At 42.0% G+C, this 17,982-nt stretch carries 17 protein-coding genes and 1 pseudogene; 1 reads left to right on the top strand and 17 read right to left on the bottom strand.

The window, feature by feature from the left end; all coding sequences use genetic code 11:
- From plsY to DXA60_RS03320, 17 genes and pseudogenes are all read right to left on the bottom strand, one after another.
- Entirely contained in the window at nucleotides 1-645 is a 645-nt protein-coding gene (gene plsY, locus DXA60_RS03405; RefSeq protein WP_117919542.1) for a glycerol-3-phosphate 1-O-acyltransferase PlsY, read from the bottom strand.
- Nucleotides 645-1,970: a ribosome biogenesis GTPase Der gene (der, locus tag DXA60_RS03400; protein ID WP_117919540.1), complete on the bottom strand. Its 1,326-nt coding sequence runs from the start codon at nucleotides 1,968-1,970 to the stop codon at nucleotides 645-647. Before der ends, plsY begins: the two co-directional genes overlap by 1 nt.
- Before the next feature lie 145 nt (nucleotides 1,971-2,115).
- Entirely contained in the window at nucleotides 2,116-4,047 is a 1,932-nt protein-coding gene (locus DXA60_RS03395) for an ABC transporter permease (protein WP_117919539.1), read from the bottom strand.
- On the bottom strand, nucleotides 4,022-4,921 hold the full coding sequence (locus tag DXA60_RS03390; protein ID WP_117919537.1) for an ABC transporter ATP-binding protein: 900 nt from the start codon (nucleotides 4,919-4,921) through the stop codon (nucleotides 4,022-4,024). Before DXA60_RS03390 ends, DXA60_RS03395 begins: the two co-directional genes overlap by 26 nt.
- The gene (locus DXA60_RS03385) at nucleotides 4,918-5,292 is read right to left on the bottom strand and encodes a GntR family transcriptional regulator (protein WP_006859078.1); all 375 of its coding nucleotides are present in this window, start codon (nucleotides 5,290-5,292) and stop codon (nucleotides 4,918-4,920) included. Before DXA60_RS03385 ends, DXA60_RS03390 begins: the two co-directional genes overlap by 4 nt.
- A gap of 178 nt (nucleotides 5,293-5,470) precedes the next feature.
- Entirely contained in the window at nucleotides 5,471-6,508 is a 1,038-nt protein-coding gene (locus DXA60_RS03380; RefSeq protein ID WP_117919535.1) for a M42 family metallopeptidase, read from the bottom strand.
- Nucleotides 6,509-6,597: 89 nt separating this feature from the next.
- A complete protein-coding gene (gene pgeF / locus DXA60_RS03375; RefSeq protein WP_117919533.1) occupies nucleotides 6,598-7,470 on the bottom strand; it encodes a peptidoglycan editing factor PgeF in 873 nt (290 codons plus the stop codon).
- 18 nt (nucleotides 7,471-7,488) lie between these two features.
- Nucleotides 7,489-7,845, bottom strand: a pseudogene (locus DXA60_RS03370) (YraN family protein); the annotation flags it as partial.
- A 76-nt stretch (nucleotides 7,846-7,921) separates the two neighbouring features.
- Entirely contained in the window at nucleotides 7,922-8,236 is a 315-nt protein-coding gene (locus tag DXA60_RS03365) for an EscU/YscU/HrcU family type III secretion system export apparatus switch protein (RefSeq protein WP_117919529.1), read from the bottom strand.
- 22 nt (nucleotides 8,237-8,258) lie between these two features.
- Nucleotides 8,259-10,238 (bottom strand): flagellar hook-length control protein FliK, encoded by a 1,980-nt coding sequence (gene fliK, locus DXA60_RS03360; RefSeq protein WP_117919527.1) that lies wholly within the window; start codon nucleotides 10,236-10,238, stop codon nucleotides 8,259-8,261.
- Nucleotides 10,239-10,298: 60 nt separating this feature from the next.
- On the bottom strand, nucleotides 10,299-11,063 hold the full coding sequence (locus DXA60_RS03355) for a ribonuclease HII (RefSeq protein ID WP_117919695.1): 765 nt from the start codon (nucleotides 11,061-11,063) through the stop codon (nucleotides 10,299-10,301).
- Between the two features lie 83 nt (nucleotides 11,064-11,146).
- Entirely contained in the window at nucleotides 11,147-11,686 is a 540-nt protein-coding gene (gene lepB, locus DXA60_RS03350) for a signal peptidase I (RefSeq protein WP_117919525.1), read from the bottom strand.
- Nucleotides 11,683-12,546, bottom strand: a complete 864-nt coding sequence (gene ylqF / locus DXA60_RS03345) for a ribosome biogenesis GTPase YlqF (RefSeq protein WP_117919523.1) — start codon at nucleotides 12,544-12,546, stop codon at nucleotides 11,683-11,685. Before ylqF ends, lepB (DXA60_RS03350) begins: the two co-directional genes overlap by 4 nt.
- A 42-nt stretch (nucleotides 12,547-12,588) precedes the next feature.
- Entirely contained in the window at nucleotides 12,589-13,173 is a 585-nt protein-coding gene (gene lepB / locus DXA60_RS03340; RefSeq protein ID WP_117919521.1) for a signal peptidase I, read from the bottom strand.
- A gap of 266 nt (nucleotides 13,174-13,439) precedes the next feature.
- Entirely contained in the window at nucleotides 13,440-14,525 is a 1,086-nt protein-coding gene (gene trpS, locus DXA60_RS03330) for a tryptophan--tRNA ligase (protein ID WP_117919517.1), read from the bottom strand.
- Between the two features lie 94 nt (nucleotides 14,526-14,619).
- Nucleotides 14,620-14,991 (bottom strand): response regulator, encoded by a 372-nt coding sequence (locus DXA60_RS03325; RefSeq protein ID WP_158570859.1) that lies wholly within the window; start codon nucleotides 14,989-14,991, stop codon nucleotides 14,620-14,622.
- A 99-nt stretch (nucleotides 14,992-15,090) separates the two neighbouring features.
- Nucleotides 15,091-15,921, bottom strand: coding sequence for a DUF6033 family protein (locus DXA60_RS03320; RefSeq protein WP_117919693.1), 831 nt, complete (start codon nucleotides 15,919-15,921; stop codon nucleotides 15,091-15,093).
- Between the two features lie 192 nt (nucleotides 15,922-16,113).
- On the opposite strand from DXA60_RS03320, the gene DXA60_RS03315 reads away from it, so the two are divergent.
- Complete coding sequence (locus DXA60_RS03315; RefSeq protein ID WP_117919513.1) at nucleotides 16,114-17,442, top strand: threonine/serine ThrE exporter family protein; 1,329 nt, start codon at nucleotides 16,114-16,116, stop codon at nucleotides 17,440-17,442.
- The last annotated feature ends 540 nt before the right edge of the window (nucleotides 17,443-17,982 follow it).

Genomic DNA, 17,982 nt, shown 5'->3' with positions numbered 1-17,982 from the left:
CTAATTTTTTTTCATTCCAAATTTGTTTTCTGTTCCAGTAAGCAGACGCTTAATATTGGCTTTGTGTCTCCATAATGCCATCGCTGTAAAACATGCGCTGACTATGTAAAACTCCGGCAGATATACAGCATCCACATGCAGATATCCCATATGTCCAAAAATAAGCACCTGGATCAGATAACTTGTAACCACAAGAATCGAACCTAACGATACATATCTTGTAATTGCGATCGATCCGATAAAAAGGATCAGACAGATTGGTGCTGCAAGCGGGCATACGGCAAGTATCATACCGGATGTGCACGCGATTCCCTTTCCGCCCTTAAACTTCAGATAAAACGGAAAGTTATGTCCTAAAACTGCTCCAAATCCTGCATAAAGTTCTAATATTTTGACCGCATCCGGATATTTTCCAATAAAAATGAACCGGATCAAGAGCACAGCAAAAATAGCTTTGAACAGATCTCCCAGAAACGTGATAAGACCCGCTTTCCAGCCTAACACACGAAGCGTATTCGTCGTTCCGGCATTGCCGCTTCCCTGTGTCCGAATATCAACGCCATGCTTTTCTCCATAAATATATCCTGTCTGGAATAATCCAAAACAATACCCCACTGCCACTGCTATGATTCTTGCCCCAAGCATTACTGTTCTTCCTTCCTCTCACGAATGATAAATTTTAACGCTGTTCCACGGAATCCAAATGTATCACGGATACGGTTTTCTAAATAACGTGTATAGGAAAAATGCATCAGTTCTTTGTCATTGACAAAAATAACGAACGTAGGCGGTTTTACTGCAACCTGTGTGGTATAGTAGATCTTTAAACGTTTTCCCTTGTCTGAAGGCGGCTGCTGCATTGCCACTGCCTCTGCAACAATTTCATTTAATACACCGGTTGCCACACGCATGCTGTTATTCTCGATGACAAGATCGATCATATCAAACAGTTTATTTAAACGCTGTCCTGATTTTGCAGAGATAAATAAGATCTCCGCATATGGCATAAAACTTAAGATCTGACGGATCTTCTCTGTGTGGCGGTAGATCGTCTTATCGTCTTTTTCAATGGCATCCCATTTATTGACTGCAATGATAATGCCTTTTCCTCTCTCATGGGCAATACCTGCGATCTTTGCATCCTGCTCTGTCACACCCTCAGTCGCATCGATCACAATGATGCATACATCAGCACGTTCCACTGCAGTCACTGCACGGATGATACTGTATCGCTCTATTTCTTCTTTAATCTTATTCTTGCGTCTGAGTCCTGCCGTGTCAATAAACACATATTCTTTTCCATTGTAACGGATATCCGTATCGATCGCATCACGTGTCGTTCCTGCGATATCGGATACGATCACACGATCCTCCTGTGCAAGTTTATTGATCAGGGATGACTTTCCTACATTCGGTTTTCCGATGATTGCAACTTTCGGTCTCTCATCCTCAGCCTCGTCCTTATTATATTCCGGGAAATTTTTAACCACCTCATCAAGCATATCTCCAAGACCTAACATGGAGGATGCTGAGATTGGATATGGATCCCCGATACCCAGATTATAAAACTCATACACATCCGGCATGAATTTTTCAAAGCTGTCCACTTTATTGACAACTAAAACGACCGGCTTTCCCGAACGGCGCAGCATATCTGCCACCTTGGCATCTGAATCCTGAAGTCCCTGTCTTACATCTGTCAGGAAGATGATCACATCCGCAGTTGCGATTGCGATCTCTGCCTGCTCACGCATCTGGGATAAAATAATATCTTTACTGTCCGGCTCAATACCACCGGTATCGATCATGGTAAAATGATAATCCAGCCAGGTCACATCTGCATAAATCCTGTCTCTGGTCACGCCCGGCGTATCTTTTACGATGGAAATCCGCTCGCCTGCAAGCACGTTAAACAACGTTGATTTTCCAACATTCGGGCGACCTACGATTGCCACTACAGGTTTACTCATAATTTTCTGTACTCCTTTTATCTTCAAATCTCATACACTCATGAGCGGTTAAAACCATGCTCTGAACATTATTTTGATTTTACAATATCCTGTGGTTCTTGTAAAGATATTTTCCTCATCGGACTTTTCAGCATGACCCATTCACTTATTCTGCCACACCTGTATTTTTCTGAATCTCCTCAAGCTCATTATAATTGTACAGATGCCAGGTATCATTTATCACACCCATCTTTTTTAACACTCTTATCGTATTCACACACTTTGGGCCAACCTGAATATAACAGCTGCCGGATGCATCACCAACCATAACATTATTATTTCTCATATTCCTGTAATCCATATAATTATAATAATAATCCCATGTCTGGTAACCATTCCCTTTTCCATAATAGGAAAGTGAAAGCGAATTGGTATAGATGCTTTCCTGTTCATCTTTATAAACCGCAGGAAGCTGATAAGCATCAAAATTGCCCTCTTTTACATCCTGTTCAATGGCTTCTTTGAGAATGTTGCTCTCGTCCCTTGAAAACGTATATACATCAGACTCACCCCTGCCATTATAAACAGTCAGATAACCGGAATAATAATCATTTTCCTTATATCCATCGCCCAGAACCTGTTTCATCAGATTATCCTGATCTGCCTCTAAAGCAGCCAGCTTATATGCAACGGTTTTTTTATCTTTTAATGCCGTATCGGTAACAGAAACCGGATATCTCCGTTCAAACATAGAGCCATCCTTCATATAATAACGGAATGTTGTATAATAATAATTTTTTTCTTTTTTATATACAGATAAATATTCATCCTTACTGTCAACGCACTGTTGTTGTAACTTCAATATCTCTGGTATCTGTTCTTTTGAAATATAGATCGGATAATCCATATTCACAAATGCCGCCTCAATCTCAGATGCATCCGGAATACGGCGCTCAATGCCAAATACATCGATACGGAAACAGCCTAACAGGATCAGGACTGCTGCTGCAAAGCCAACCCATTCCATAATTCTTTTTTTGCACAATACCCGAAAACTTTTCTGCAGAACCATTTCCGCTGCCAGAAAACAGATACTGCCAAAAACAAGCATAAGAATGAAAAGACAGATAAACTCATTCATTTTAATATACTCTAATAACAATGCCGATACTGCAAGTGCGATCAGTCCGCCGCCACATATACCGGACAACCAGCGGAATACCGGTTTTAGAATGGAAATGCTGACCACATCTCCCGCCGTCTCAACCTTATGTCTTTTATATAAAACATATGCAAGAACCGTAATCACAACTGCAGCCACCGCATAAGCCGCTACAATTTTCCCACCACTGATCGTAACACCGACTGCCTGTACATAATCTTTATCATACTCTATGCCCATCGACAGATTATGGAACAGATAGTCAAGCGGAGATAAAATACTCGACGGATTATATGACCATGTATCTGATACCCCATAACAGATCAGACTTGAAATATTCTGTATCATCTTTGTACCGCCGATCCACAGATAATTGACCGCAAGGTAATAAAATGGCATGGCAAAAATATTTCCGGTGAGCATGGCAACAAATACTGCAAGCGAATATGCAAAAAATGATACTCCTGCGATATCTATAAACCAGTAAAATACATACTGTATACAGTTAATCTGATTCGCCAGACATACTAACACGCCTGCAATAAATGCGATCAGCTCCGGGACAAACAGAAACACAAATCCTGACACATAATTTGTGATATAAAGTTCCCGTCTGTCCACCGGCAATGAATGTATCATATTTGCATTGCGTGGATTATATAAATAGGAAAATACTGCAAGTGCAGCCACCGCTGCCGCAACAAAAACAGGTATCACCGATCCCGCATCTGACAGCATGGAACCAACAACATAGTACTGTTTATGTTCAAACGGCATATTTCCAATATAATTATTTTCAACATTCGCATAAATCAATCCGATGCTGACCGGCACCACCATGATCAGATAGCAAAGATATACCACCCAGATCGGCCAGTAATGTGTAAGATTCTTTCGAAATATCGTCATATTAAAAGAGGATGTCTTTGACTTCATAATCAGCACCTCCCATCTCGTAAATAAAGATTTCTTCCAATGTCAGTGGAAGCACATCCACGATCAGCGGATTTGTTTCGGCCAGTGCTCTTTTGGCATCTTCCGGATTTCCCTTTACGATCAATGTATATACACGTCCTGTATTAGACATATGAAGGACTTCAAATTCTTCCGGTAGTTTCGGCACACCGCTCTGACATGCGACCTGGATCTTTGACACATTTCCCTGCAGATCACTTAAGGAACGTTCGATCATGATTTTTCCCTGATGCATGATACCAACATGGTCACAGACATCCTCCAGCTCTCTTAAATTGTGGGATGATACCAGTACTGTCATCTGATTTTCTGCAACTTCTGACATGATAATGCTCCAGATCTGTCTGCGCATGACCGGATCAAGTCCGTCCACAGGTTCATCTAAGATCATAAACTCCGGTTTTGCACAGATCGCAAGCCAGAAAGCAACCTGTTTCTGCATTCCTTTCGACAGTCGTCTGATACTTCTTTTTACGTCGATATTCGGGAAAAACTCCTGCATACGGTAAAAAAGTTTTTCATCAAATGCAGGATAAATTCCCTGATAAAAACGTTTCATTTCCATCGTGTCTGCCTGCATAAAATAAAATATTTCATCCGGAATATAGGAAAATTTTGCTTTTACTTTTTTATTTTCATATACAGGTTCTCCTGCAATTAAAACTTCACCCGCATCCGGTTTATATACCCCTGTAATATGGCGGATCAATGTTGATTTACCCGCTCCGTTTGGTCCGACCAGTCCGTATATCGCACCTTTTTCCACATGCATATCCACACCTTTCAATGCACGAAATCCCTCAAAGGACTTTTCCAAATGACTTACCTGTATCATTGGTCCACCTTCCCTTCTGCCAGATTATCCATACGTTCGACCAATTCCTTTTCCTTTACAGACAAAAAGAATAGTTCTTCCACAATCTCATCAAATTCCGTCAATAACTCTTTCGCTCTCGCATCATATACTTCTTTTCGTTCTGCAACAAAAGTTCCTTTTCCAGTGACCGTATAGATATAACCTTCACTTTCCAGATCCCGATAGGCTTTCTGTATCGTGTTCGGGTTAATGGCAAGCTTTGCCGCAAGTTCCCGGACTGATGGCAGTTTTTCATCTGCAGAAAGAGAATTTGATATTACAAGTTTTCTGAGTCCATCCTTGATCTGTTCATAGATCGGTTTGGAATCACGATAATTTAACTGTATCAATCAGATACCCCCTGTCCGTACTAACCGTACTATTTTCTATCATACGGTCACTATAACACGGGGCATCTGCTGATACAATAAAGATAATCCTATGATATTATGAAGATTTTATGAAGATTTTATGAAGCCTGCAGCCTGTTATCCTAAAGAAATACAACCTTTTGTCATCTGCGCCTGACTAACCCAGATATGCACGCAGTAACTCAAATGTGTTTTTCACACCATCCTTATGGCTTCTCTCATATCCGTGGGATGCGTATACACCCGCACCGATCAGACCATGGCGCACATCATAGCCTGCTGTCAGTGCCACATCTGCATCTGAGCCATAGTATGGGTAAACATCCACCGCAAAATCAATATCGTTGTCTTTCGCTGCTTTGATCAGTCCTGTAACAACATCATAATTGTAAGGTCCCCTGCTGTCTTTTGCACAGATAGATACCTGTGTTTCCCTGCAGGAGAGTCCATCTCCCACACAGCCCATATCCACGGAGATCACTTCTGTCACACCCTCCGGGATAGATGCTGCACCGCCATGTCCGACTTCCTCATAGACTGTGATATGCTGGTATATCATGCGCTCTGTCGTGATATTTTCTTCTTTTAAATATTTTGCATATCCAAGTAAAATACCGACGCTTAATTTGTCATCCAGAAAACGGCTCTTAATATAACCTGTCTTTGTGACCGTAGTGCGCGAATCAAAGCATACAAAATCACCTGCCATGATACCTAATTTCTCTGTTTCTTCTTTAGACGCTGTTTTCTCGTCAAGCACGATCTCCATCTCATCCCAGCTTCGTTTGGTATCACTGTAATCCCCGTTCACATGGACAGAAGCGTTAGAAAGCTGGCAGGTTCCCTCAAAAATACCGGCAAATCTGCTTGCCACACGACAGTTTTCTGCCTCCGCATTGTTGGCATTCATGCCACCGATCGGAGATACCTTTAGTCTTCCGTTTGACTTGATCTCTGTTACGATCGCACCGAGTGTATCAATATGTGCCTCTAACATCACTGCATTGTCTTTCTCTTTACCTCCTAATGCGACAAGGACGCCGCCTTTTACGGTAAGTTCCGGCTCATATCCTAACGCACGGTATTCGTCTAAGACAAAATCTGCCACCTCTTTGGTGTAGCCTGACGGACTGTCGATCGCAAGGATCTTTTTTGTTTCTTCCACGATATAATCAACGTAATTTTTCTTTTCCATTTTTAATCTCCATTTCTGCGCTGTCCTCCAGCGCATCTTAAGTTTGTGCGCCAGCACAAATCTTACGTGTGAAAAATATATTTTTCACACTAATCTCCATTCTTTTCTTTCAGATAAATAAATCCTCCAAGATTTCCCCTTTTTCCATGGCTGGCACGGTGGGAAAATAACAGATCCGGATTACAGCAGGTACAGATATTTGTAACTGCAATCTTTTCCTTTAAAACACCTGCCTCTGTCAGGACGATCTCATTCGCCTTCCAAAGATCAAGCTGATACTTGCCATTTTTCTTATCCAGAAGTATTTCATCCGTATGACCAGGGAATGCTTCCTTAAAAGCATCTGCAACATCCTCACTGACCTCATAGCAATCCTGACATATGGACGGACCGATGGCACAGACTAAATCTTCTGCCTCAGTGCCAAATTCACGCTTCATTGCTGTGATCGTGGCTGCCCCCATTCTTCCAACAGTTCCCTTCCAGCCGGAATGGCTCATTCCGATTGCCCGGTGCACCGTATCCACAAAATATAACGGCACACAGTCCGCATAAAAAGTTGAGAGCACAAGTCCCGGCTCATCTGTGATCAGACCATCGATATCCTTATAATCTCTCTCTTTTACAATACCTTTTCCGGCATCCTCTGCCGTCACTCTTTTTATATTTGTCGTGTGTGTCTGGTCTGTAAAAACAAACTTTGAAATATCTGTTTTCATCGCACCGGCAAGTCTTTTAAAATTTTCCCGTACAGCCGCTTCCTCGTCTCCGCGCGTAAAACTTAAATTCAGGGATTCATAAATTCCTTTACTTACACCACCACATCTTGTGGTAAAACAGTGCTCTACGATTCCGGTCTGCTCAAGCAGAGGATATTTAAGGAGCGGTAGTCCTGCCCCCGCTCCACTTTCACACCATACTTCTTCTAATACAACGTCATTATTTTTCTTTTTAAAATTCACACTGTCATCCTTCCCATTCTAAAGATATCCCTGATACTCAAATGCATTCTTTATGAGTTCCACCTCATCACCAGATACAGCTGCAACATCAAAGCGGCACGGCGTATCCATTCCACAGCCATGTGTCAGCAGATAATAGGATGCGACCTTGCTGATCGTGCGCTGTTTTTTTGGTGTTACTGCCTCTGCCGGACGTCCACACCTGCTGTTCCTACGATATTTCACTTCAATAAACACAAGGTATCCCTGATCTTTTGCAATGATGTCGATTTCTCCCATGCGACAGCGAAAATTATACTGCAGGATCTCATATCCTTTTGTTTGTAAATATTCTCCCGCTGTTTTCTCATATGCAGCCCCCACTGCACGTTTATTTACTTTCTCCGTAGTTTATCCCCCATTGTTCCGCTATTTTATTTTACATTTTCCATCCTGTAAAAACAAGACCTGATCACAGTAATCCTGCCCTGCTTAATTTTGCTTTCATTTTATCCATATCATCTACAAACACCAGAATTTCTGCCACAACATCATAAAGTTCCGGCGGTATCGTATCACCGATCTGAAGTTTTGAGAGAGTTTCTGCCAATTTATTATCCTGATAAAACGGCACATCATTTTCTTTCGCTTTTTCAATGATACGCTCTGCAACTTCTCCTTTTCCCGCTGCTAATATCTTCGGTGCCGCATCACCCGGCTCATATGCTACCGCCACTGCAGTTTTCTGTTTTTTCCCCTGTTCTTTATTTTTTCCATCAAACCACATAACTAACTGCCTCCTGCGCTGCTTATGCACGTACATCAAACGAATATCTGTGAACCGTCCCCATCTGTGGCATATCTTTCTGCAGAAAATCTTCTACAAATTCAACCTTTTTTTCTTCTTTTGACATCGTAATGCTGCAATGATACCCTTTCTGTGCCAGTCTCTTTTCTAACACCGGAAGATGCTTTTCGATCAGATCATAGGACGCATCATCTGCAATATAAAAATTTGTCTTTACATTTTTGTCCTTCATGCGGATAGAAACATCCGTGGAACCTAAATTATCAAGATCTAAATGCAAAAAAGCGGTCAGTTCTGCTTCCGGATCATTCAGATTCTTTTTATTGGTGTACACATAAAGATCCCCGGATGCATTCTGTCCCGACAATTTTAGTGGAAGCTGTACATAAGTATACACCTGATTGATCTGGTTCATAAATTCCACATTGCTGCGGATGTCTGCTGCCGTCTGTACAAAAGAGTTCTGTGTGACTCCTGCAGCTTTCATTACATTTTCCATCTGTTTCATCTGGTGATCTAAACGTTCATAAAGTTCACTGACCTTAGATGTTTCTTTTAACTGTTCCGGTTCAAGCAGCCACTGTTTTTGGGCACGGTTCTTTAAGATCGCAGCAAATTCCTTACTTCCGAACAGTTTGGTCATTCCTGCAAATCCATACTCCCGGTTCTGTCCTAACGCATCCCGGAGTGTATTTAAAAAATCTTCTGCCGTCATGGACTGTTTTAAATTTACTTCCGGTTCTGTCACTGTCTGCGCTAATTCTAATGTCTTCTTCCCCGCATCCTCTCCTGACATTGTATCCACAAACACATCTTCCTCTGCATTCATCTCAAAAAGATCTGTATTGCCGGTCAGCGTCGGGATATTCTGCAGTAAACGTTTTAAATGATCCAGACCATTCTGATCTAAGATCTGCTCTAACGTGTCCGTCTGCATCTGCGTATTTTTTAATGATGCATTTTCTGCTCCTGACTCTGCAGTTCCCATTGAAATCAGATCTTTTGCAGTCTGCTGCATCTGCGCTTCTCCAGCTGCTGTTTGATTCTGAATCTGATCTGCAGCTGTCTCTGTATTTATGTTGCCACCGGCATTTACTGTTGCGCCTGCTTGTATATTTCCATCTGCATTTATGGCTGTGCCTGTCTGTAGATTGCCATCTGCATTTATAGCTGTGCCTGCCTGTAGATTGCCGTCTGCATTTATGGCTGTGCCTGCCTGTATGTTTTCTCCGGCATTTATGGCTGCTCCTGTCTGATCCTGCTGTAATCCATCCGCAGCCTGTGTGAAACTTTCTCCCTCTCCGTTTAAAATATCTAATACTTTCCCATATAATTCAAAGGACTGCTGCTCTCCTAAATCCGCATCTCCTAAAAGACGTCCGAGCTGATTCATTGCAAGATCCATTTCATCTACGATCGCATGCTGGTCAGCCATATAATTTTCAAACTGTGATGCCATCTCTGTACTGACCGGAAGTCCAATCTTTGTCATCAGAACCGCTGTATTTACATTGACATTTGGATTGCTTCCTATAACTCTTCCCATATCAAGAATACTCTGTTTACTGATCGACATCTGTTCTTTCATCATGGAATCCACCATCGTGATATTCCGCTCTGTCGCCGGAACTCCTGCGGCAGTCAGAGCATTTAACAGGATCGGATTATTGATATTGCCTGCCTGAACATAAGGACGAAGTGCGATCGTTGTCCCATCATTGGAACGGACCTGAAAAAACATAGACTCACCCGGTTGAATGGATACTTTTCCATCGAGTCTTGCTGTTATAGTCTGTCCGTTTCCGAGTGCCAGAATAACTTTGCCATTTTTGACACTGTTAACCGTTCCTTCAAACGTGCTGCCCGGCTCTAGTTCCTGCATGGATGACACAAGTTTCTGTGTTCCCTGCGCACTCATAAGTTCCTCTGTTCCGTTTTTGACATTCTGACTGTACTGCCCCAACATATCTCTGATCTGCATAACAAACCTCATTCCCATGTGCGAAAAATATATTTTCACACTACACCCGATTTCAAACGTTTACTCTATAAAATTATGGATAAAACTCCTGCGGTGGATCGGGGATGCGCCGTATTTCTTTAATGCCGCAATATGCTCCGCCGAACCATATCCTTTGTTTGACGCAAAACCATACTCCGGAAGGATCTGGTCATATTCAACCATCAGTCTGTCCCTCGTCACCTTTGCGATAATACTCGCTGCACCGATGGAAATACTCTTTGCATCTCCTTTTATGATCGGTACCTGCGGAATTGTAACTTCCGGTATCGTCACCGCATCATTTAATAATATATCGGGTGAAGGATTTAATTTACTTATAGCTTCACGCATTGCTTCATAAGTTGCCTGTAAAATATTAATCTCATCGATCCTTTGCGGCGACACCATACCGATCCCTGTTGCGACCGCCTTCTCCATGATCTCATCATAAAGTTCCTCACGTTTTGCCGCTGTAAGTTTTTTAGAATCATTGATATATAGTATATCGCAGTCTTTGGGCAGGATCACCGCACCGGCAACGACCGGACCGGCAAGAGGTCCTCTTCCTACCTCATCTATTCCGCAGATATATGCATACTCACTGTATTTTCGCTCATATTCCTGCAGATTCCAGATTCTTTTTCGCTCTTCCTCTAATTTTTGCAGGCGCTTTTTTGCCTGCTCCACAAGTTTTTTAACGCCGCTTCTCTCATCCGGCTCATAAGAAGCAATAAAAGAAGGCAGCATTGCTTCCGTTGCCGCCTTTAATTCATCTTTGATCTGTCCTATTTTTCGTTCTTCCATCTCTGACACTTCCATTTCTGCTGTCTGTATTTTGTACAATAGCTCACATATTTTACGGGTATCCCTGTGTCAGGAACCATGTTTTAGAAAACCGATTTCTGAAAACCGATTTCTGAAAACGGATAAATACGAAGCCATGCACGTCCTATGATCCTGTTTTTCGCGATCAGTCCGACTTCTTCCATACGGCTGTCCATGCTGTTATTCCGGTTATCCCCAAGCACAAAATATTCATCCGCTCCGAGATCTATCCCATCTTTTGCCAGTCCCGGATCACGCATCACTTCTTTTCCGTAAGACTCCATCAGCTTTTCGCCATTGATGTAAATAAATCCATCCTCATCGATCTGTACGTTTTCCCCCGGAAGTCCAATGATCCGCTTGATAAAATATCTGCCGTCTTCCTGTGGAAAAACAATAATATCAAACCTGTCCGGATCATGAAAACGATAGGACAGCTTATCTACGATAAGATTATCCCCATCGGAAAGCGTCGGCTGCATGGAAACACCATTTACAACTGTACGCTGTCCCACAAAGTGAATGATCAGAAACGTGATTCCTGCCACAAGTGCAAAATACAGGATCAGTTCTAACACTGCCCTGATATCCGTCTGTCTCACCCGGCACTGTCCTCCTGCATTTTCGGACGTTCCAGTGTGATCTGTCCTAATTTTCCACTCCGGAATTCATCGATCAGAAGCGCAGCTGCTTTACTGTAGTCTAATTCGTTGCCTTTTGAGATGCACTTTCTGTTTTCTGCGATCTGTCCTAAAATTACCGGTGGTTCTGCATCCTCCTCCACACCATAACGTTCATGAAGTACGGACGGATAATCACTTAACAGTATTTTTATCAGTTCTAACGACAGCTCATCAATATTTAATATTTCATCTTTGATCGCACCGATGAGTGCTAAATAAAGTCCTACTCTCTGATCTTCGAATTTAGGCCAGAGAATCCCCGGTGTATCTAACAGTTCCACGTTTTTGTTGAGTCTGATCCACTGTTTTCCCTTTGTAACACCCGGTTTATTTCCAGTCTTTGCACACGCCTTTCCGGCATAAGAATTGATAAATGTCGATTTACCGACATTAGGAATACCGACAACCATCGCACGTACCGGACGGTTTTTGATTCCTCTTTTCCGGTCACGCTCAATTTTCTCCCTGCAGGCTTCCATCACAACATTTGTAACATCCTTCATCCCTGCCTTGCTTCTTGCATCTAAGCAGACCACAAAATAACCTTTTTCACGGAAAAAATCCGACCACTCGCGGTTTCTTCTCGTATCTGACAGATCTGATTTGTTCATCAGGATCAGTCTTGCCTTATTTTTTCCAAGTTCATCTATATCCGGGTTACGGCTTGCGAGCGGTATTCTTGCATCCACCAGCTCAATAACCAGATCGATCAGTTTTATATCTTCCTGCATCTGACGTTTTGCTTTTGTCATATGCCCTGGATACCATTGAAATTGCATATTTTCCTCCATTTCTCTGCATAAAATCTTATATTCTTATTTTTATAGAAATCCAAGTTCCGAGAACGGCGCGATCCGAAACCAGGCTTTTCCTATGATATAGTCTTTTTTTATATTTCCAATATTTGCATAACGGCTGTCCTCACTGTTATTACGGTTATCTCCCAGAACAAAATATTCATCCGGTCCAAGTGTGATCTCATCCGCAGCAAGTCCTGCATCTTCAATAGATGCAACATCCGTTTCCTCATCAAATGCTTTTCCGTTGACGTATACCGTTCCATTTTTAACCTGTACGGTATCTCCCGGAACACCTATGACACGCTTTACATAGTAATGGGATTTTTCATTTCCATTTGGAAGAAATACGATTATATCATTTGTTTTCGGATCTGTCACTTTATAAACAAAACGGTTTACTAAAATCTGGTCTCCGCCATTTAATGTCTTAGACATTGACTGTCCTACAACACTTGTCCGGAGTCCGATAAAATAAACAAAGGTAAATGCAATAAGTAATGTGAGTGCTATTTCTACTGTCCATGACAAAACTTCTTTTACTACTGTAAAATTGATCTTTTTCTTTCGTTTTCCAAAGTTTAAACCACTTTTTCTTCGTCTTACCACGTCTGTTTTCCTTTCCAAAAAATGTACTTCTATACTTTATCACAAAATGCCACACTTCGTAAACCTTATCCGTGGATAAAATCCCGTTACAGAACAAAGAGTCGCTTGCGACTCTTTCGCGCTCGAGCGATGCTGTTTACAGCTAACTTCTTCTCCGCGAGATGCGCATCCCGCCCGGAGAGCTTTCTGATTCTTAGGACGTAATTTCCTATGAATTAAAAAGCTGCCCCGCTGTGTTTCCACCTGCAGGGCAGTCTTTTTATATTTTACTTGAATTTTTCTCTCTGTTCTTCTAAAAACTCCGGTGTATCAAAATAGTCGATCTTCATCGCATGTTTTACTTCGGCAAGCGTTTTTTCTGCCTCAGCTTTTGCAGTCTCACTGCCTTTCTTTAAGATATCATACACATCATCGATACGGTTTTCGTATTCTTTTCTGCGTGCACGGATCGGAGAAAGCTCTTCCTGCATGACATTATTTAAGAACTTCTTCACTTTGACATCGCCAAGACCACCGCGTGTATAATGATCTTTTAACTCCTGTAAACAGGAATATTCCGGAAGATATTCTGCAAAATGTCCATCATTGCAGAACGCATCCAGATAAGTAAATACTGTATTGCCCTCAAGATTACCCGGATCTTCAATGCGGATATGATTCGGATCAGTATACATGGACATGATCTTTTTCTTTACGTCAGTTTCCGGCTCGGAGAGATAAATACAGTTGCCGAGTGATTTACTCATCTTTGCCTTTCCATCAATACCCGGAAGTCTTAAACATGCCTTGTTTTCCGGCAGTAAGATCTGCGGATCTGTCAGTGTCTCACCGTATACGGCATTAAATTTGTGTACGATCTCCTTTGTCTGCTCAAGCATCGGCATCTGATCTTCGCCAACCGGAACTGTCGTTGCATGGAATGCAGTGATATCAGCAGCCTGACTGATCGGATAACAGAAAAATCCAACCGGAATGCTTGTCTCAAAGTTACGCATCTGAATCTCTGATTTTACGGTCGGATTGCGCTGCAGTCTCGATACCGTAACAAGGTTCATATAATAAAATGTCAGCTCTGTCAGCTCTGTCACATAAGACTGGATAAAGATATTCGACTTCGCCGGATCAATTCCTACAGAAAGATAATCGAGTGCTACTTCCATGATATTGCTGCGCACTTTTGCAGGATTATCTGCATTATCTGTAAGTGCCTGTGCATCTGCGATCATAATAAAGATCTTGTCATATTCTCCGGAATTCTGAAGTTCAACTCTTCGCTTTAAAGAGCCTACATAATGTCCCACATGTAATTTGCCCGTCGGGCGGTCACCTGTTAAAATAATTTTCTGTGCCATAATTTTTCCCCTGTCAAACATATTTCTATATCCATTATACACGTTTTGTTTCCGTGATTCAATTTTTTCTTTTACATATAGGCAATCTCTTCTTTTATTCCCCTAAAACCTGACGAATCCGAAAGTGAGCATCTTTCGGATTCACCGGTTTTAACAGAAATCCATCGGCACCTAACTGTTCTGCGAGTTCCTGATCTTCTTTCATATCACTCATGGTAAGTACGATCACAGGTATATTTTTAAAGATTTCGGATCTTTGTCTTTTCCTCAGCACCTCAAATCCATCTATTCCCGGCATCACAATATCCAAAAGAACGACATCGATCTTTCCTTCGCTGTTCTCTACCAGATCAAGACATTCCTGCCCGCATGATGCTTCTGCCACATCATAGATATCTTTTAAATTTTCTTTTAAAATTACTCTCTGAAGTTTTGAATCATCCGCAATCAATACTGTATATTTCACAATGTCACCCTATACATCTTTTCTACTGTATTTTCTTTTATTCTGCCATAGAATGCGCTGTGATTCAACTGTCCTTTTTTCCCACTAAAACCAGTATTTTTATATGGAATAATCAAAAGACTGTCCGACTGCTTTTTCTTCTTTCGTCAGGACAGAATCTGCCCTGCTCTCATAAATGACATTATCTATCTTTTTGAGCAATTCTTCCCAGGAGGAAGCGGAAACCGTCACTTTGTCCGCATCTGATGACTTTTCCTTTGAATTCGTCTTATCGGCAGAATCCATTTTCTTATTTTTATCTGCCCTGTCTGCTTTTCTCTCTTCCGCGCGTTTTTCCTGTGTTTTTTTCTGCGCTTTCTTTTTTTCTTCTGCTGCAGCTTCCTTTTTATCAGCGATACGCTCTTTCTGTGCCGCAAGAGATTTATCGACAACTGCAAAAAATGATGCATTTCCGTTGTCATCAAAGGTCATCCCAAAAGAACTGACGGAATCTGCTTTCGATCCTAAACTGTCTTTCATCTGGCTTAACTGGGATGTTGCATTGCTTAAAATCCCCTCATATTTTGCGCGATACTCCTCATCCTCTGCCATCTTCTCAATCTTGTCTGAATCGATCAGGACAATAAGTTCTTTCGAGCTCTGGTACATCCCCTTTTTACTCTCGGCTTCCTCCTTCTGCTCCGGTGAAACAAGGATAAAATCCATATTGGAATATTTTGCTTTTAACTGTTCATAATATTTTTTTGCTTTATCACTCAGAACCGGATCTCCGATCGTTCTTCCACTTACCTTGCTTTTCTTTGTCGTCTTATCCGTCTCTTTTGTGCCATCGGTCTTTTTGTTATTATCCGCTTTCCTGTTGTATTCTGTGCGGTAAGAATAGTCCGCTGCATAAGAATTTAATGCACTGTTGTTACTGATCTCACTCATAATAATCCCCTTTCTTCCGTGAAAAATCTGACTTTTGCCTTCTAATTCCATTTATGGGCTTTTCTCGTTTCTATTATGGTTATCGGCTCATTTACAGATAAATTTATACGAATACTGACTTGACTTTTTGCTAAGAGCAGATACACTTTATATCAGCCAAAACATTATTTATTATAGAAGGAAGTGTTTTAAATGATACAGAATCGGATCATCAAAAATCATATGGATATTCCCTGGCATCAGTTCACAGGAAATGATAAAGAACTGCCGATCACCCAGGCAGGTCTTACCGAAAAAGCATCCGTGATCGGGCGTACCGGTCTGATGATGCTCTCCTGTGGTACAGGTGCATGGCGGGTACGCAGTTCTATGAATACGCTTGCCTCTCTGCTCGGCATCACCTGTACCGCAGACATTGGTTTAATGTCGATCGAATATACCTGTTTTGACGGAAACGATTGTTTTTCACAGTCTCTCTGCCTGACAAACACCGGTGTCAACACTTCAAAATTAAACAGGTTAGAACGTTTCGTCAATGACTTTGCAGGTGAATGCTGCACAATGTCAGGGGAGCAGATTCATGCTTATTTAGACCAGATCGAACAGATCCATGGTCTTTATTCGCCCTTTGCACTCGGATGTGCTGCTGCTTTTGCATGCAGTGCGTTTACATTTTTGTTAGGCGGCGGACCTGTTGAAATGCTCTGTGCTTTCTTCGGCGCAGGCATCGGAAATTATCTCCGGTGCAAACTCACAAAGCATCATTTTACACTCTTTTTGTGCATCGCCGTTTCTGTCTCAGGTGCCTGTCTGGTTTATACCGGACTTTTAAAAATCGCAGAGCTTCTGTGGGGGATTTCCATTCAGCATGAAGCAGGCTATATCTGTGCAATGCTTTTTATCATCCCAGGCTTTCCATTTATCACAAGCGGTATCGACCTTGCAAAACTGGATATGCGTTCCGGTTTGGAACGTCTTGCTTATGCGCTGATCATTATTGCCGTCGCCACAATGTTTGCATGGATGGTAGCACTTTTACTGCATTTACAGCCGGTAGATTTTCTTCCATTAAATCTCAGTCTGGCTGAAAAAATCGTATTCCGTCTGCTCGCAAGTTTCTGTGGCGTATTTGGATTTTCCGTCATGTTCAACAGTCCGGCAAAGCTTGCCGCTTCTGCTGCGATCATTGGTGCTATTGCAAACACTTTCCGTCTGGAACTTGTAGATCTCCTGGGAACACCTTCTGCTGCTGCAGCATTTTTAGGTGCACTGACTGCCGGACTTCTTGCATCGCTCTTAAAAAATCATGTCGGTTATCCAAGAATCGCGATCACTGTTCCATCCATTGTCATTATGGTGCCTGGATTGTATCTGTACCGCGCGATCTATAATCTTGGCATTATGTCACTGGATGTGTCAGCTTCCTGGTTTGCCTCTGCGATCCTTATCATCGTATGCCTGCCGCTTGGACTGATCTTTGCAAGAATACTGACAGATAAAATGTTCCGGTACTGCAACTGATTATTTCTCAAAATACTTCCAACTGAATTTTGTTGAGACAAATGCTGGTTTGTGGGTGACATGAGTTTCCTCGTGTAGGGTGGTTCCGGGGGTTTTCGATTGGCAAATTGCATCAAGCCGGGACTCGTTTTGTTCCGTTGTCCGAAAATAAGAAAGTCTAAGTATGCCTGATTCAGGTTGAGGCGGAGTGACGTGTACGTCCTAAATGTGCCGTCCGGGCACATTAGGACTTGTGCTGCCGTCCATGGCAGCACAACACTGTATTGTGAACAGGCATACAAAGACTTTCTAATTTTCTCCCAAAGTCACAAAACGAGTCCTGGCTTGATGCGATTTGCCAGCCGCAAGGTTGTGAACCACCCTTCGCTGGGGAACTCATTTTACACCCTTGGAAGTGCGTAAATTTTTAGTGTTTTGTGTCTGAATCTGATAAAGAAATATTTCCAAATAACTATATTCAATAGTTTATTATTTGTTTGATAACGTTGGCAAAAACCTCAATATATTCCACTATGCTCATGTTTATTGCCATACACATTT

The organism is Roseburia sp. OF03-24 (assembly GCF_003463035.1).
Taxonomy (GTDB): Bacteria; Bacillota; Clostridia; order Lachnospirales; family Lachnospiraceae; genus Roseburia; species Roseburia rectibacter.
Note: the sequence above shows the minus strand (reverse complement) of the source record. Positions and strands in the feature narration are given on the sequence as shown.

Bases quoted from the DNA above. Each gene is read 5' to 3' on its own strand.
- plsY (WP_117919542.1), bottom strand. From the start codon at position 645: ATGCTTGGGGCAAGAATCATAGCAGTGGCAGTGGGGTATTGTTTTGGA.
- der (WP_117919540.1), bottom strand. From the start codon at position 1,970: ATGAGTAAACCTGTAGTGGCAATCGTAGGTCGCCCGAATGTTGGAAAA.
- DXA60_RS03395 (WP_117919539.1), bottom strand. From the start codon at position 4,047: ATGAAGTCAAAGACATCCTCTTTTAATATGACGATATTTCGAAAGAAT.
- DXA60_RS03390 (WP_117919537.1), bottom strand. From the start codon at position 4,921: ATGATACAGGTAAGTCATTTGGAAAAGTCCTTTGAGGGATTTCGTGCA.
- DXA60_RS03380 (WP_117919535.1), bottom strand. From the start codon at position 6,508: ATGGAAAAGAAAAATTACGTTGATTATATCGTGGAAGAAACAAAAAAG.
- DXA60_RS03365 (WP_117919529.1), bottom strand. From the start codon at position 8,236: ATGTGGTTTGATGGAAAAAATAAAGAACAGGGGAAAAAACAGAAAACT.
- fliK (WP_117919527.1), bottom strand. From the start codon at position 10,238: ATGCAGATCAGAGATATGTTGGGGCAGTACAGTCAGAATGTCAAAAAC.
- DXA60_RS03355 (WP_117919695.1), bottom strand. From the start codon at position 11,063: ATGGAAGAACGAAAAATAGGACAGATCAAAGATGAATTAAAGGCGGCA.
- ylqF (WP_117919523.1), bottom strand. From the start codon at position 12,546: ATGCAATTTCAATGGTATCCAGGGCATATGACAAAAGCAAAACGTCAG.
- trpS (WP_117919517.1), bottom strand. From the start codon at position 14,525: ATGGCACAGAAAATTATTTTAACAGGTGACCGCCCGACGGGCAAATTA.
- DXA60_RS03320 (WP_117919693.1), bottom strand. From the start codon at position 15,921: ATGAGTGAGATCAGTAACAACAGTGCATTAAATTCTTATGCAGCGGAC.
- DXA60_RS03315 (WP_117919513.1), top strand. From the start codon at position 16,114: ATGATACAGAATCGGATCATCAAAAATCATATGGATATTCCCTGGCAT.